Genomic DNA, 15,857 nt, shown 5'->3' on the forward strand with positions numbered 1-15,857 from the left:
CTCCCCTAAGCATGCTCGATGATGAAGAAGGCCCGGGTTCCCTCGATCGTCACGACCGTTTCCCAGATCCCGTCATTGTTGAAATCCGCCTCGATGATGGTCTGATTGAGCGCGTCGACGTTGTCGTGGCGGTAGCGTATCGGAATGTCATCGTCGTCGAAGTCGTCGCCATAAATCTCCTCGAACGTGTCCTCATACTTGTCGAGGGCCCGTTCGAAGATGTCGTATTTGGACATCCGCACCCGGTCGCCGACGTCGAAGTCGAGGATTGTGTAGTTGGCCGTCGGCGCTGGTGTCGTCTCCGCGACGACGGCAGGCTCGGTCGTCGGAAGGAACTCGAAGACGTCATCGCCACCGCCGCCGGCCAGCGTGAACTCTCCTTCGCCGGCGACGAAATGATCGTCGCCCGTTCCGCCGACAATGGTTTCGAAATCGGTGAAGGTATCGGTTCCGATCTCTTCGCCGGTAGCAATGCCTTCCGCGAGATCGACAACAATGCCTTCGCTCGTTGCCGAATAGTCGAGGGTATCGAAGCCTGCGCCGCCGTCGTACTGGTCGTCGGCCGCATCGGCTGCTGCAATCACCAGGTCATCACCGGCACCGCCCGCGACGATGTCGCTCCCGTTGCCACCTTTCAGCGTGTCGTTGCCGTCACCGCCGTAGATCAGGTCGTCGCCATCGCCGCCGTCGGCAACATCGTCTCCGGCACCGCCGAAGATCCAGTCATTGCCGTCGCCACCGAAAAGGATGTCGTCTCCGTCGTCGCCGGCCAGGTAGTCGTCGCCCGCCTCTCCGTAGAGCACATCATTTCCGTCCCCGCCGAAGATGATGTCATCGCCATTGCCGCCGAACACCACGTCGTCGCCGGCGCCAGCAACGATATGATCGTCACCGTCGCCGCCATAGATCACGTCGTCACCGGCGCGGGCGTAGATGTTATCGTCGCCGGCGAGACCCATGATGATCTCCCCGCAGTCGGTGCCGACGATATTGTCGTCGGCAACCGTCCCTTGGATCGTGTTGGGCTGGACCTGGATATAGGCAACCTGCTGGAACGAGTATTCGCCGTCGGTGACCTCGTAGCGCAGCACCACGAGGCCCTCGAACCCGGGTTCTGCCTGGAAGGACCATTGCCCGTCCTCCCAGGTCATCGTTCCATGCGATGCTACCACGTTCCGCACGGCCAGCGTGTCCCCGTCAGGGTCGACCGCATTACCGAGGAGGTCGGAAAGACCGATGAGGAAGGGCGCACAACCGCTCAGGTCCCACAGCGTGATTGGTCCGCCGCTGCGGGGTGCGCGGTTGGTGCGGTCCTCCCCGTCTTCCTCATCGTCCCCTCCTCCGGGGGTATCGCCGTCGTCATTATCGTCCGGATCGGGGTTGGTAGGTCCCTCGGGGGCTCCCTGGCCTGGTGTGGTGGGATTGGGGGGCAATCCAGGACCAGTGGGGTTGGAGCCACCCGAGGTAACTGGTGGTATGTTCAGGTGGTCGTTGTCGTTGGCGGCGAGTGCGGCAACGATAAGCGGCCTTGTCGCGAACACGCTTTCCGGATCGATCTCGTAGGCGATCGGCCCGATGATCGGATCGTAGAAGATCCCCGACGGAAACTCCTCGCTCAGCATCGGGACGTGTTCGACCACTTGGCCGGCGCTTCCCTTCGGCTGGACAGGCAGCTCGATGATGTCAGCCGCGATATACCCGCCCATCGGGTCGGCATCGCCCTGGGATTCCTCTGCGTGCTCGTCCTGCGCCACCCGCTCGGGTTCTGAACCGCCGAGGAACGACTTCAGGTAGAGCGCGAAGCTCATCAGGATCATGCCGATCGCGAATGGCGTCTGCGTCTTCCGGTCGAGATCGCTGTGCAGATATTTCTGCCCCGGATCCGTTTCGACCTGTGTCTGCTTTGTACCTTTGACGTTGATGATCATGGCCATTCGCGCGCTTAGCCAGCGGCGCGCTCCCTAACCTTGGTGACGCCAGGTGCGGCTGCAGGAGGCGTGGAGTGCAGCATCGCGGCAAGTATTTCTTCCTTCGGCCCGAAGGCTGACATCTTGCCGTTCTGAACCACCGCCACCAGGTCGACTGCTGCCAGTGCGCTCGGCCGATGTGCGATGACGACGACAATACCGCCGCGGCGCTTCACGCTTTCAATTGCCGTGGTTAGTGCAGCTTCGCCTTCGGCGTCGAGATTGGAGTTTGGTTCGTCGAGCACGACGAGGAACGGGTCGCCATAGAGCGCGCGGGCGAGCCCGATGCGCTGGCGCTGGCCACCGGAGAGCGATGCACCCATGGGTCCGAGCTCGGTCCTGTAACCCTCCGGCAGGCGGACGATCATCTGGTGCACGCCGGCGGCTGCGGCGGCTTTCACGACCGCATGCGGGTCCGGCGCTTCCTCAAGGCGAGCGATGTTTTCCTCGATGGTTGCATCCAGCAGCGCCACTTCCTGCGGCAGGAAGCCGATGTAGGAGCCGAGCTTCGCATCGTTCCACTGGGCGAGATCCGCATCGTCAAGCCGCACGCTGCCGCGCAGCGTTGGCCAGATGCCAGTCAGAGCGCGGGCGAGGGTGGTCTTGCCGCCGCCGCTGGAACCGATGATGCCGAGCGCGTCGCCGGCCTTCAGTTCGAAGGTGACGTCGCTCAGGAGAACGCGGCCGGAGCCCGGAGCAGCCACGGTCACACCTTCCACCTTCAGCGAACAGGTCGGAGCCGGCAATTCGAGCGGCGTGGTCATGGACGCGAGTGCCGCTACCGTCTCCTTCAGGCGACCATAGGCGGAGCGGGCGGCGACGACGCCTTTCCAGTTGCCGATGGCAAGGTCGATCGGCGCGAGCGCCCTTGCCGAAGCAACGGAGGCCGCAATGATCGCACCGGGTGACAACTGGCCCTGGATGGTGAGATACGCGCCGAGGCCCAGCACCGCCGATTGCAGGATCATGCGCAGCACGCGGGAGATCGCGCCGAAGGTGCCGGTCACGTCGTTCGCCCGCGTCTGGAGGGTCAAATGCTCCTCATTGGCGCGGTTGAAGCGGGCGACAGCGCGGCTCGCAAAGCCCATCGCCTTCAGCACCTCGGCATTGCGGGCATTGGAGTCGGCGATCGTGTTGCGTGTCACAACAGCATGATGCGTCGAGCTCTGGAGATTGCGCGTCATCAGCTCGGTAGCGATGGTAAGCAGGGTCAGGACCACGGCGCCACCGATCGCGAGCGCTCCGAGGAGCGGATGCAGCGTGTAGACGAAGAGGATGAAGATTGGCATCCACGGCAGGTCGAAGAGTGCAACCGGTCCCTGTCCGCTAAGGAAGCCGCGCACCGTGTCGACGTCGCGCCCGCGCTCCAGGGCTTCAGCCGTCGAGAAGCCGAAACGGGGCATGTCGACAGCGACCTGATGGGCGAGGGGGGCGACCTGCCGGTCGAGCCGGGCGCCGATCCGCACCAGGATCTGCGAGCGCAGCATATCGAACAGGCCCTGGAAGAAGTAGAGCCCGACAGCCAGTAGCGAAATGGCGAGCAGGGTGGGCATGCTCGCGCTGGTCAGCGCACGATCATAGACCTGCAGCATGTAGAAAGCGCCGGTCAGCGCCAGAATGTTGATGATCCCCGACATGAAGAACAGAAAGACCGCGATAGAACGAAAACCCTTCGTGAGCTTCTCCGCGCTTCTGTTGCTTGAAACCTGCTTCTTGTCCCGTTGACGCATGACACACTCCCCCAGTCATCATTGTTGGGAAAGCCGGGAGCGCTTTTGACGCCCCCGGCCTCCGGTTCGTTAGAGCTCGAAGTCGCTCGAGGTGAGGTTGTGCGATCCCTTGATGGAGATCTTGAAGTCCGCCTCAGCGCCGCCCGACGTGTTGCCCTGGACCACGGTGTAGTCCTGGCCGTCGCGGTTCTCGTGGGTGACCAGAAGCTCGCCATGTGCCCCGGTGAAGGCATCGGAAACCAGCGTGAAGGCCTGGTTGCCGCCGAGCGAAAGGTTCGCATCGATGCCGCTGAGATCGATCTTGTCGCCGGGCTGGAAGCTCAGGAGCGTATCGCCATCGGCATCAGCGGATGACAGGAAGATGAAGGTATCTTCGCCCGCGCCACCGTCCATGACGTTCACCGCAGAGTTGGCGACGATGACGTCATTGCCGATGCCGGTCTTGATGTTCTCAACGTCCCAGAGACTGTCGTTGCCAGTCTGTGCGCTGTTCACCGAGCCCTGGCTGAGATCAGCGAACACGTCTGCCGTGATCGTCCTCATGTCCAGCGTGTCGATGCCCGCGTCGCCGAAGTAGAAGTCATCGCCGTCGTTCTTGGTGGCGAGGAAGGTATCATCGCCGTCACCGCCGAAGATCCGGTCGTCGCCGTCACCGCCCTCGATCATGTCGTTCCCGGCTTCTCCAAACAGAAGATCGTCGCCGTCGTCGCCGAAGATCATGTCCGCGCCGCTTCCACCGGAGATGACGTCATTGCCGCCCTTACCGATCATCACGTCGCGACCACTCGTACCGTTCAAGCTATCTTCACCCGCTACACCAAGAACAACATTCTCGTTGCCCTGATCGTCGCCCGAAGGCCCGGGCACTTCCTCTGCAGGATCTTCTTCCTGGTTGGCGGGAGGCTCGTTCCCGGTCGGCGGCGTCTCGGTGTCGTTGGTGTCGCCACCCTCGTCGCCGTTGGTGTCCGGGTTCTCGTTCTGGCCGGGCGCGCCCTGCTCATCCTCGTTGCCTTCGTCGATGATTTCACCGTCGTTGAGGGCGAGGGAAGCGAGCTGGATCGCCTGCATCACAAGTTCATTGTCCCCGTTGTCCAGCGCAATGTTCGGTATGCCGCTCTGCGTGGAGAAGGTGATCTTGAAGTTGCTGCTGGTGCCGACCAGCGTCATCGTGCCGTCCACGTTCTGCACGACGTCATAGTCGTCTTGCGTCGTGTTCGGAGGCAGGACGATGACATCCTGAGGACGCATCGGGCCGATGATCTTGTCGTTGCCGCCATTGGACCTGAACACCAGGCGGTGTGCCGATGCCAGACCGGAGATGTCGACCGTGTCATCACCCGCTGAACCGATCACCGTCAGCGTGTTGAGACGCAGGCTCGTTTCTTCACCGGATTCCGCGAAGTCGCCGATGAATTCGTAGCGGTCGCCGCCCGCACCGGTACCGTTGAGGACGATTTCCTCGATCTCGGTCAGTTCGGCGATCACCTCAGGCGTGCCCTCGACGCCGTTGGCCACGACCGTGCGTGTGACAACGATTTCGGTGGCTGCACCCCGAAGCACGAGCCCCGGGATGACATCCTGCGCATCTTCAGCCGGATAGAAGCGAAAGATCTCGTAGACAGAGTCGTCGCCGGTGATGACGAACGTATCGCCAGCAATGCCTTCCGATCCGCCATCGACCACGTCCCAGCCTCCGCTTGGCGCCTGCCAGTGGATGACGTCGTCGCCGCTGCCGCCGAAGACTTCATCGTTGCCTGCGCCGCCGAAGATGATGTCGTCGCCGGCCAGACCGTTGATCGTGTCGTTCCCCAATTCGCCGCGGATGGTGTCGCTGGCCGAAGTTCCGGTCAGCGTGTCGTCCTGAGGCGTACCGATGATGTCGGTCTGACCCTCGAGGATGAAGTCGGCCCAGGAAATTGCGTTAGCGCCGGCTCCCGTCACTCCCTCGAGCGTGATCGTGCTCTCACCATCGATCGTAATGACAGTTTCGGTTGCGCCGGTCTGTATTACCACCCTGGTGTCAAAGTTGGCGTCGGTGATACCGAGGCCGCGCAGGTCAATCCTGTCCTGACCACCATTCGGGTTGGCGTCGAAGCCGATGACCCTGTCATGGCCGAAGTCCGGCGTGTCGTACACAAGGATGTCATTTCCGCCGCCACCAGTGATGGTGTCATCCCCTGCGCCGCCCCGGATGATGTCATCACCGGCACCGCCGTTGAGCGTGTCGTTTCCGTCACCACCATCGAGGTAGTCGTTGCCGGCATTGCCGTTCAGCGTGTCGTCTCCGTCACCACCGCTGATATAGTCGTCACCCTCATCGCCGTGGAGCGTATCATTGCCACCACCGCCGTAGAGGCTGTCATTGCCTGCACCACCGCGGATGATGTTGTCCAGCTCATTGCCTGCACCGGTAAAGTCGCCCGTTCCGGTGTAGGTCAGACGCTCGACATTAGCATCGAGATTGTAGCTGTCGATGCTGGCTTCGATCGTGTCCGTGCCACCGCCGGCGAGTTCTACGACGGTATCGCCGTAGTCGTCGACAATGTAGGTGTCGTTACCAGCGCCGCCGACCAGCAGATCCGCGCCTGCACCACCATTGAGCCTATCAGCGCCGTTGTTGCCGAAGAGCATGTCGTCCGCGCTGTCACCCAGCAGGGTCGTTGCACCGGCTCCCTGAGCGTCGGCGAGGATGGTGCTGACACCAGCCTCTGCCCGAAGCGTCAGTACGCCGTTTTCGTCTGCTGCTACGGCTGTGCTGAGGGCAAAGGACCCGCGGAAGACCTCGTCGCCTTCGTCGTCGGCCAGGTAGAGCTGGTAGCCCTTGAAGTCGCCGCCGTCGAAGTTGATCGTCTCGACAGAGTTGCCGTTGAAGTGGCCAACGACACGGATCTCATTGCCGTTGACGTTGATGACCAGGTCGCCGTTGTTGGCTCGACCGAAGTTGAGCGCATCAAGGCTCGCGCCATTGGTCGCGATCTTGATGCGGTCGTTGCCCGAGGAGTCCTCGATCTTGTCGTCGCCATCATTGATGCCAAAGACGTAGAGGTCGTCGTCGGCACCGCCCCGCAGTGTATCGTTGCCCGCGCCACCGATCAGCACGTCATTGCCTTCACCGCCGTTCAGGATGTCATTGCCGTCGAAGCCCATAAGAACATCGTGGATGAGGCCGGTGTCCTCCTGGTCGCCGTTCAGCGTTTCGGTTGCGCCTGTTCCGTTGATCACGTTCATCGTGAGGTCGGTGAACTCGAGCCTTTCGATGTTGCGGACGGTGTCGCGGCCGTCCAGAACCGGCCGTTCCGTTACGCCTTCGATGTTGTCGGTCAGCGGGTCAGTTTCATCCGAGGCAGGCGGGGCGTGTTCGACATAGAGGCTGTCGTCCTTGTTCACGCCGAAGTCGTAGTTCACGCGAACGTCGGTGTAGACAGCCGTATCGATGTCGCCCGCCTTGTTGCCGTCGACGATCTCACGCACGATGGAGAGCTGGCCCGGATTGAGTTCCCCTTCCAGCATCAGGGTGTCGAGGCCCTTGCCGCCGAACTGCGCGACGGCTCCCTCCACGAGCTCGCCATTCACCATGTCAGCTTCGCGGTAGACCTTCTTGCTCATGCCGTCGGCGGTATAGACCTGGTCTCCGACGGTGATGCGGATGCGGACGTTCAGCCACTTATCGCCATCGATAATGTCGTTACCGGCGAGGCCCTTGATGCGGTCGCTGCCGCCGCCACCGAGCAGAATGTCGGATGCATCCGCCGTCTCGAAGAGAACCTGCACCGGAACGCCGTCCCGGCCCACTTCGGTGTAGGCAGTCAGGTGCGCGACGATCTTGTCGAGCCCGTCGATGAGGCTCACGTTCTCTTCAAGCAGTGCGTTTGAGTAGGCGTAGAGCGGCATGCCCGGCGCTGGAATTGCGGCCGTACCGGTTGCTTCGACACGCGTGTTCACAGGGACCACGCGACCGGTCAGCGTATCGTTGTGCTTCCAGCCCGACAGGCCTTCGACCAGGTCGAAGCGGTCGCGCAGGATGAAGGCCTCCTGATTGGCGAAAATAGGGATGCCGAGGTCGGAATTTGCCGCGTTCGGATCGTCCTTGTGGATCGCCCAGTCGAAGCCGGACATACCGTTATTGCGCTGGATGCCGCTGCCCTGGAACATGATGTCGTCGCCGGCTTCGGCATCGTAGTCGGTGTCGCCGCCCTGGCCGTTGAGGACGTCATTGCCCTTGATGGTCGAGTTGAACATCAGCTCGGAGTTCTCGCCCGCCAGCGTGTCGAAGCGGTCGCCGCCTTCGATCCAGTCATCACCGGCTTCGCCCAGCAGGAAGTCCATGCCGTCGCCACCCATGATGAAGTCGTCGCCGATGCCACCCCAGACCTGCTTGCCGTCCGGACCTGCGATCAGGAAGTCGTTGCCCTGATTGCCGAAGATGAGAGCAAGGCCACTGCCGCCATGGATGACGTCATTGCCTTCCTCGCCATGCAGGAAGTCCATCTGGCCGATGTCGGTGCCGGCATTGGTGATGATGTCGTCGCCCTTGCCGCCGTGGATATGGTCGACGCCGTAGCCAGCCTCGATGCGATCGTTGCCCTCGCCACCCCAGACCGTGTCGTCACCTTCACCGGCGATGATATGGTCGTCATCATCGGTACCCTGGATGACGACGTGCTCCACACCATCGTAGCGCAGATAATTCCTGTCTTGGGCGTCAACGCCACGCTGGACCATCTTGCCGAGAAGGGCTTCCCAGAAAATGTTCTCGTGCTGCGGATCATCGAGCCCCGTCATGGCCAGCTGCTTGTCGTAATTGACATAGAGCACCCGGTCTGGCGTCGAGAAGATATCTCCCGGTATGGCCGTGCCGGTCTCGCCAATGTCCGTGTTGCGCTGGATCATCTTGGCAAGCGAATTGCCTTCCAGCTCCGAGATCAGGTTCAGACCCTGGACGCGAGACAGGTAATAGAAGCGATCTGCATCCTGCAGCCGTTCCATCTGCATTTCGAAGATGAAGGAGAAAGTGGAGCCCAGCATGCCGCCGAAGTCCATCTTCTTTTCGGCCAGGCCGCCGACCCAAAGATCGACTCTGTTCAGGCCGCCAAGATTGGATGCATAGGCGCCGCTGGCGCCGAGGAACGCGGCACGATCCTCAGCCGAGGGAGCTGTAATGGTGCGGTAATGGCCTGGCGTGTCGTCCGTCGCGGGCACCCACACCTGTTCGTCCGTACCGAAGACTATTGCCATCGCCGCCGCGCGCTTGCCGTCGATCGTGGTTTCAGCCTCGATCAATGCATGCGTGCCATAGGCTGCAATGAAGTTGACGATCGATGCCGGGTTCTTGAGATTGACCGCGAAGTCGATCCAGTTGTCGTACGGCTTGAGCTGGGTATCGCCACCCGCCATCGCCTGGAACTGGGCACGTGCTTCGTTCAGCGTCGGCATACCGGTGTCGCGGCCGCGAGCGATGTTGATGGTTGCCAGGTCGAGCGGTATGCCCAGCAGCTGGTTGCGCAGCGTGTTGGTGACGAATTCGTCAATTTCGTTGCCAAGCTGGCCGCTCATGCCACGGATGATCGCACCCGCAGCCTGTTCGTGCGTCAGCGCCCCGTTGTTGTCATAGCCCACCGGGTTGAGGAACGCTTCGAACAGCGCCATGTCGTCACGTTCGCCATCGGCATACTGGCGCTCTACGTTTTCGTTCAGCATCGAATGGCCGAAGCGATACACCACGTTCGCAAACTCGGCGAAGATGGCCGGATTGATGTCCGGATCCGGCTCGAACAGGAACGCATCGACATCCGGCTGCATCTTGCGCGCGAATTCCTCGAAGACGAGGTGCTGGTACTCCATTTCCGTGACGAAGCGCGCGGCCTGGAAGAGGCGAGCGCCGTCCCAGACGAGATCTTCGAGATCGTCGTCAGCTGGGAGAGCGGTAACCTTCACCAGCAGCCATTCATTAAGGAATGCGAGATCGCCGTCCTCGGCAGCTTCCAGCGCCACCCGCTTCGTTTCGTCCACCATGCGATTGTGCTCGCTGTGGAAGACATGGTGGATCGCGGTCAGGCCGATGTTCTCGTTGCCGCGACCATCGCCGGTCACATAGTGAGCATCGAGAAGCTCGTCGTCGTAGGCAAGGTTGTTGCCCATATTGGTCGGGATAATGTTACCGGCCACATCGTCATCATCAGCAGGAAGCCCAGCTGTAGGCACAGCATTGTGCGCAATATCATCGATGAAGGCATGGCCGGTGCGGAAGGCGTTGACGGCAGCCGGGCTCACGGGACTATCTGGATCGCCTTCGACCAGCACGTCGTCTGCCGTACCGAATATGCCGTCGCCGCCAACGCCCACCACGAGCTGCGGATAGCCGTACGGGCCAGGGATGAAATTGCCGTATTCGTCGGCGGCGATCAGTGGGATGTTACCAACGTCCGTGTCGGAAAGCTCGATGCCGAGCATTTCCCGTGCTTGTTGCTTCACGTCAGCCCAGGTAGCCATGCCATCGGGGTGACCCAGCAGATAACCGGTATCCACCGGCTTGCCGTCAACCAAGGTATACTCGCGCATGAAGACCTGCTTCGATGCGTGCGAGCCATAGGTCTGGTTCTGGTCGACCCAGGGCGTCGTCGTGTTGCGCGCATCCTCACCGGTGCTCGCCCGGGTCAGCACCATGAAATTCGTCTGCGGGCTGGCCGGATTGTAGAGCGGATCGTCTGGCGAGAGCGGAATGTAGACCGTGCCGTTGCCGCCTTTTGCGACCAGGTCGAGGCCGTGGTCGAAGAATTGGCCGAACAGCGTAAACATCGAGTTGTAGGACGCGGAGTCGCCGATATCAGGCGACACGTTCGGCAGCAGGATCGTAACGCCATCCATCTCGATGCCGTGCTGCTCCAGCAACGTGTCCAGGTTGGCCTTTACCGTCGCATAGCTCTGCGAGTTCGGCGATAGATCCTTCAGGGTCTGATAGGCCGATCGAATGTCCTGCAGAGCCGTGGCCTGCGCGGCCCCGGTGACGCCAGCGTGTTCAAGCGCTGCAATGATCGCGGCCGGATTGTCCAGCGTCTGGTCAACGATCAGGTTCGAGATCAGGCGCGGATGGGAGTCGACAACGTCGCCATTGGCACCGTAGTCGTTGTTCAAGGAATAGGGGAACGTACCAGTGCCCTCAACGTAGCTTTGTTCCGTCAGGTACGTGAACTCATAGTCCGCTGCACCCCATTCGCTACGTCCAGGCAAGAGGTTGTTGTAGCTGCCGTCGACCGTGCGCAGGCCATAGGGCAACAGATGAGCCTGCGGCGAGGCGGGCGACTCCGTATCGAAGCCGCCAGCTTCTGCAACGAGCTTGTCCAGATCTTCGCCCGCCGCATGCCGTTCTGCGATCTTGATCTGTTTGAGGATGAACTCCAGATCGTGTTTGACGATATTTACCATTTTCCGCCTCCCGTCTTGGTTTGAAAACCGTGCGCTCTGCTCTGGGGACAGATCGCGCCTTGGGAGACATGATGCTGGGAACGGGGGCGGGGAGATATTTCGGATGGTCCGATAAATCACTTCCCCAGAAGGGCAACAGGCCCAGTTCCGTAGCCTTGGCCTCGACCCCGACTTTGGTCCAGCATCCTCATCCGACTATCGGACGTGCACAGACGCGTAACGTGTTATAATGTGCAATGGGGAAGAGGCGGGGAATTGGATCATGGGGGTTCTCGCATTCACGGTACCGCGCAGACGATGGGCTGACGGCTTCACCCGCATGAGCCAGTCGTCACAGTTCGCGCTCGCCGGCGGCATGGTGATGCTGGCGGCAATGACCGTCGGTGGCCTCATCATCTCCGGCATCATCGCACGCGCCACAATCGACAGCACGGCGACCAGGTCGGCGCTGTTTCTCGACAGCCTGATCTCGCCCGTCGTTCAGGAACTTGCCACGAAGGATGCCCTGGAGCCGGACAGCATCGTCCAGTTGGACGCTCTCTTGAAGAGTGGTCCCATCGCTGAGCGCTTCGTGCACGTGGATCTCTGGCTGCCCACCGGTTCAATTGCCTATTCGACCAGCCGCGAGCTCATGGGCGGCAGCTTCGAGACACCCGACGGCGCTCTTCACGCGCTTTCCGGCAATATAGAGGCGAGATATACGGATCTCGCAGCAGGCGAACACGTGGCCCGCGGGTGGAAGACGCGCTACCTCGAGATCTATGTGCCCATTCGCGAGCATCTCTCTGGCCGGGTTATTGCGGTTGTCGAGGTGCATGAACTGGCGGAGCCTCTCCATGAGAAACTGCTGTGGCTGAGAACGCAGACCTGGATCGTCATGGCCGTGGCGACCTTCCTCATCGGCGCCGCTTTGATCACCATCGTCTGGCACAGCGGCCGATTGCTCGCTGAACATCAGCTCGCCCTGCGAAACCGCCTGAAAGAGATCGAACTCGTTTCCGAACAGAACCGGAAGCTGCGAGACAAGGTGCAGCGTGCCTCGGCGCGCCTTGCCGAGATGAACGAGGCCTATCTCCGCAACGTTGGCGCGGAGCTCCACGATGGGCCGGCGCAGCTTGTGAGCCTTGCCGCCCTGAAGCTGGAACAGATCCGGCGCGCCGATGAACGGGAGAAGCGAGAGGGAATTTTGCGGTCGCTTGAGAGCGTGCTGAAGGAGGCCCTGCATAACATGCGCACCATTGCGCACGGCCTGATGATCCCCGAGATCGCCGGGCTGACGCTCTGCGAGACCATCCGATCGGCTGCGGCGGCGCACGAACGGCGCACCGGAACGGTGGTAACCGTGAACTGCGACGAGATCGGTGGCAATGTTTCGCAAGCCCTGCGCATCTGCGCCTACCGTTTTGTGCAGGAAGGGCTGAACAACGCGTTCCGGCACGCCGGAGCCAACGGTCAGACGGTAACAGGTCGGGTGGACGGCCGCCTGCTGTCGCTCAGGGTCAGCGATGGCGGCTCAGGTTCGTCGGGCCGGTCACGGGGTCGCGGTTTGGGGCTCACAGGTCTGCGCGAGCGGGTAGAAAGCCTCGGCGGCACATTTTCCATGAGCCGCACGGCCTCGGGCACAACCGTAGAAATGACAGTCAATCTGGGTCAGGGGGAAGAGCCATGAGTGAGCGCGTCAGAGTTGTTGTCGTGGACGATCATCCATTGTTCAGGTCGGGCGTCGTGCAGGCCCTGGAGCTGGACGAGGGGATCGAGGTGGTTGCTGAAGGAGGTTCGGCAAGCGAGGCGATTGAGCTTGCGGAAAAGCACCACCCGGATGTGATGCTGCTCGACATTTCCTTGCCCGGCGGAGACGGGATTGCAGCCGCCACCGCCATTGCCGTGAAGGAAGAGGCTCCCCGCATCCTGATGCTGACCGTGTCGGGCGAAACCACCGACGTGATGCGCGCGGTCGATGCGGGTGCTGCCGGCTACGTGCTGAAGGGCATCAACGCGACCGATCTGATCCACGCGGTCAAGAGCGTGGCGGCGGGCGAGACCTTCATGTCACCGAACCTGAGCTTCAACCTGCTCACCGCGCTGGGCAAGGCTAGCAAACCTGATCCCTTGGCGACACTTACCCCGCAGGAACGCCGTATCCTGCAGATGGTCGCGACGGGCCTCGGCAATCGCGAGATCGGCGTACATCTCGGCGTCGGCGAGAAGACCGTGAAATTCCACGTCACCAACCTCTTCCGGAAGCTGAACGTCCGCAACCGTGTCGAGGCCGCGCTGATCCTTGCAGAACGCGGGCAGGATAGGGGCATGGCGAAGGCGCGCGGGGCGATCGATGGGCGGAATGCCGCTTAGCTATGCTTTGGTAGCCTGAGCGTTCCGGATCGCTTCCCATACGCGGCTGGGCGTTGCGGGCATGTCGAAGTGGCGGACGCCGACCTGCGCGAGCGCGTTGTTGACGGCATTCATGGCTGCAGCAATTCCACCCACGGTGCCAGCCTCGCCTACACCCTTGACGCCGAGCGGGTTGAGTTCCGTCGGCGTTTCGAGGTTGTCGCTCTCGATCATGGGAAGATCGTCGGCGCGCGGCATGGCGTAGTCCATGAACGAGCCGCTCACCAGCTGGCCGTCACTGCCGAAGCGGATTTCCTCCATCAGCACCTGTCCGAGACCCTGCGCAACGCCGCCGTGGATCTGTCCCTCGACGAGAAGGGGGTTCAAAACCCGGCCCACATCCTCGACGCTGACATAGCGTATCACTTCCGTCCGTCCAGTCTCGGGATCGATCTCGACCTCGCAGACATGACAGCCGTTCGGGAAGGTCGCATGGGGCGGTACGAATTCGCCGGCGGCGGACAGTCCTGCCTCATCCTCTGCGCGTTGTTCGGCAATCGCCGCCACATCGGCAAGGCTGATCTGGCGATCCGACCCGACAATGCGGAAGCTTCCGTTCACATATTCGATGTCGAATGCAGCCGCCTCAAGCTCTTCGGCCGCGATTTCGCGACCCTTCTCCAGGAGCGCATCCACGCCGACGACGATCGCCGAGCCTCCAACCGTCAGCGCGGCGGAACCGCCGCTGCCCTTGCCATTGTCCATGGCATCGGTGTCGCCCTGCACGTAGCGGACCTTTTCAAGCGGCAGGCCAAGGCGCTCCGCAACAAGGCTCGACAGCGCGGTGTCGAGTCCCTGGCCGACCGACATTGCGCCCGCGTAGAGCGTCACTGTACCGTCGGCGTGGGCGCGGATGGTGGCAAAGTCCTTGCCCGGTTTGGCGTAGGGGCCTGCCGCCACTTCAATCGGATTGGCAATGCCGAGGCCGCGCAACTTGCCCCGCTCCCGCGCTTGCCTCTGACGAGCAGGAAAGCCTTCATATTCAGCCATTTCCAGAGCCCGATTCATGTTGCGCTCGAACTCTCCGCAGTCGTAGCGGAAGAGGAACGGCGTCTGGTAGGGCATGGCTTCAGGCGGGATCAGGTTGCGCCGCCGCAGCTCCGCCGGGTCGATGCCCATGTCCTGTGCGGCAATGTCGATGATGCGCTCGATGACATAGGTCGCATCGGGACGCCCCGCTCCGCGGTAGGGTGCGGTGGGTGGTGTGTTGGTAAAGTAGGCGGTAGCTTCGCCGACGATATAGGGTGTCGTGTAGACGCCCGCGATACCGCCGAAGTTGAGGACCGGTGCCGCCGAGCGTCCGGAAAGATAGGCCCCGACATTGATGTCGTAGCGGACATGGAAGGCGGTAAAGCGGCCATCCGCGTCGAGACCCAGTTCCGCATCGACGTAGACGTCGCGACCCTGCTCATCGGAGAGAAAGGTTTCGCTCCGCGTGGCGGTCCAGCGGACGGGACGGTTGAGCCGACGCGCTGCCCAGAACACCATCGCTTCCTCACGCAGAAACGCCGACTTCATGCCGAAGGAACCACCAACGTCTCCGATAAGGACGCGGACATCATCGCGGCCGAGCCCAAATACCTCGCAGAGGTTGGCGCGAAGGGCGTGCGGGTTCTGGTGGCTGAGCTGCAGGACGGACTTGCCGTTCTCATCGACATAGGCAAGCGCCGACCGCGGCTCCATCGGCATCGCCGAGACGCGGGTGATATGGGTGCTGAGCCGTGCGACATGATGCGACGAGGCGAGAGCCTTGGCGGTGCCCTCTACGTCGCCCGCGCGCCAATGGAAAGCCTCGTTTGCTGGGCGGTCATCCCAGAGGAGCGCGGCACCTTCTGCGCCCGCGTCCGCCGGTGTGAGCACTGCGGGTATGTCGTCATAGTCGATCGTGACGAGTTCAATCGCGTCCTGCGCGATGGCAGACGACTCGGCGAGCACCATGGCCACGGGTTCGGCCAGGAAGCGTATCCTGTCACGAGCGAGCAGGGGCCGCGGCGTGGCTTTCGTCGGGCTGCCGTCGATGTTGTGAATACCGATCGGGACGGAAAAATCGGGAATGCCGTCGGTGGCAAGATCTTCGGCCGTCAGAACCGCAACAACACCGGGGACTTCGAGCGCAGCCGACACATCGACAGAGAGGATCTTCGCGGAAGCGACGGGTGCCCGTGCGAACGCAGTCCAGAGCGCCCCCTCGCGATGCACGTCATCGGTATACTGACCCCGACCGGAGACAAAGCGGTCATCTTCACGCCGCCTGACGGATTTTCCAAAGGTGATCTCGTTCACGGATAGCTCTTCGTGGCGATGATGCGGGAGAATGGTGATGCGACTATACAAACTATTCAGGCAG

6 protein-coding genes are annotated in these 15,857 nt (G+C 61.9%); 2 read left to right on the forward strand and 4 right to left on the reverse strand.

All coding sequences use genetic code 11. The annotated features are described in order from the left end of the window. Positions 1 to 5 precede the first annotated feature (5 nt). The 3 genes from IEX27_RS17640 to IEX27_RS17650 form a co-directional block, all read right to left on the reverse strand. A complete protein-coding gene (locus IEX27_RS17640) occupies positions 6 to 1,934 on the reverse strand; it encodes a calcium-binding protein (RefSeq protein WP_188722404.1) in 1,929 nt (642 codons plus the stop codon). 8 nt (positions 1,935 to 1,942) lie between these two features. Next, positions 1,943 to 3,697, reverse strand: coding sequence for a type I secretion system permease/ATPase (locus IEX27_RS17645; protein ID WP_188722405.1), 1,755 nt, complete (start codon positions 3,695 to 3,697; stop codon positions 1,943 to 1,945). A gap of 69 nt (positions 3,698 to 3,766) precedes the next feature. Beyond that, entirely contained in the window at positions 3,767 to 11,119 is a 7,353-nt protein-coding gene (locus IEX27_RS17650; protein ID WP_188722406.1) for a peroxidase family protein, read from the reverse strand. A gap of 262 nt (positions 11,120 to 11,381) precedes the next feature. On the opposite strand from IEX27_RS17650, the gene IEX27_RS17655 reads away from it, so the two are divergent. Beyond that, a complete protein-coding gene (locus IEX27_RS17655) occupies positions 11,382 to 12,788 on the forward strand; it encodes a sensor histidine kinase (protein WP_188722407.1) in 1,407 nt (468 codons plus the stop codon). Continuing rightward, positions 12,785 to 13,471 (forward strand): response regulator, encoded by a 687-nt coding sequence (locus IEX27_RS17660; protein WP_188722408.1) that lies wholly within the window; start codon positions 12,785 to 12,787, stop codon positions 13,469 to 13,471. Before IEX27_RS17655 ends, IEX27_RS17660 begins: the two co-directional genes overlap by 4 nt. On the opposite strand, the gene IEX27_RS17665 is transcribed toward IEX27_RS17660, so the two are convergent. Beyond that, on the reverse strand, positions 13,472 to 15,793 hold the full coding sequence (locus tag IEX27_RS17665; RefSeq protein ID WP_188722409.1) for a xanthine dehydrogenase family protein molybdopterin-binding subunit: 2,322 nt from the start codon (positions 15,791 to 15,793) through the stop codon (positions 13,472 to 13,474). Positions 15,794 to 15,857 lie beyond the last annotated feature (64 nt).

Source organism: Nitratireductor aestuarii (assembly GCF_014641695.1).
In the GTDB taxonomy this organism is placed as follows: Bacteria; Pseudomonadota; Alphaproteobacteria; order Rhizobiales; family Rhizobiaceae; genus Chelativorans; species Chelativorans aestuarii.

Excerpts from the sequence above, each read along its gene's own strand:
- IEX27_RS17640 (WP_188722404.1), bottom strand. The coding sequence starts at position 1,934 with ATGGCCATGATCATCAACGTCAAAGGTACAAAGCAGACACAGGTCGAA.
- IEX27_RS17645 (WP_188722405.1), bottom strand. The coding sequence starts at position 3,697 with ATGCGTCAACGGGACAAGAAGCAGGTTTCAAGCAACAGAAGCGCGGAG.
- IEX27_RS17650 (WP_188722406.1), bottom strand. The coding sequence starts at position 11,119 with ATGGTAAATATCGTCAAACACGATCTGGAGTTCATCCTCAAACAGATC.
- IEX27_RS17655 (WP_188722407.1), top strand. The coding sequence starts at position 11,382 with ATGGGGGTTCTCGCATTCACGGTACCGCGCAGACGATGGGCTGACGGC.
- IEX27_RS17660 (WP_188722408.1), top strand. The coding sequence starts at position 12,785 with ATGAGTGAGCGCGTCAGAGTTGTTGTCGTGGACGATCATCCATTGTTC.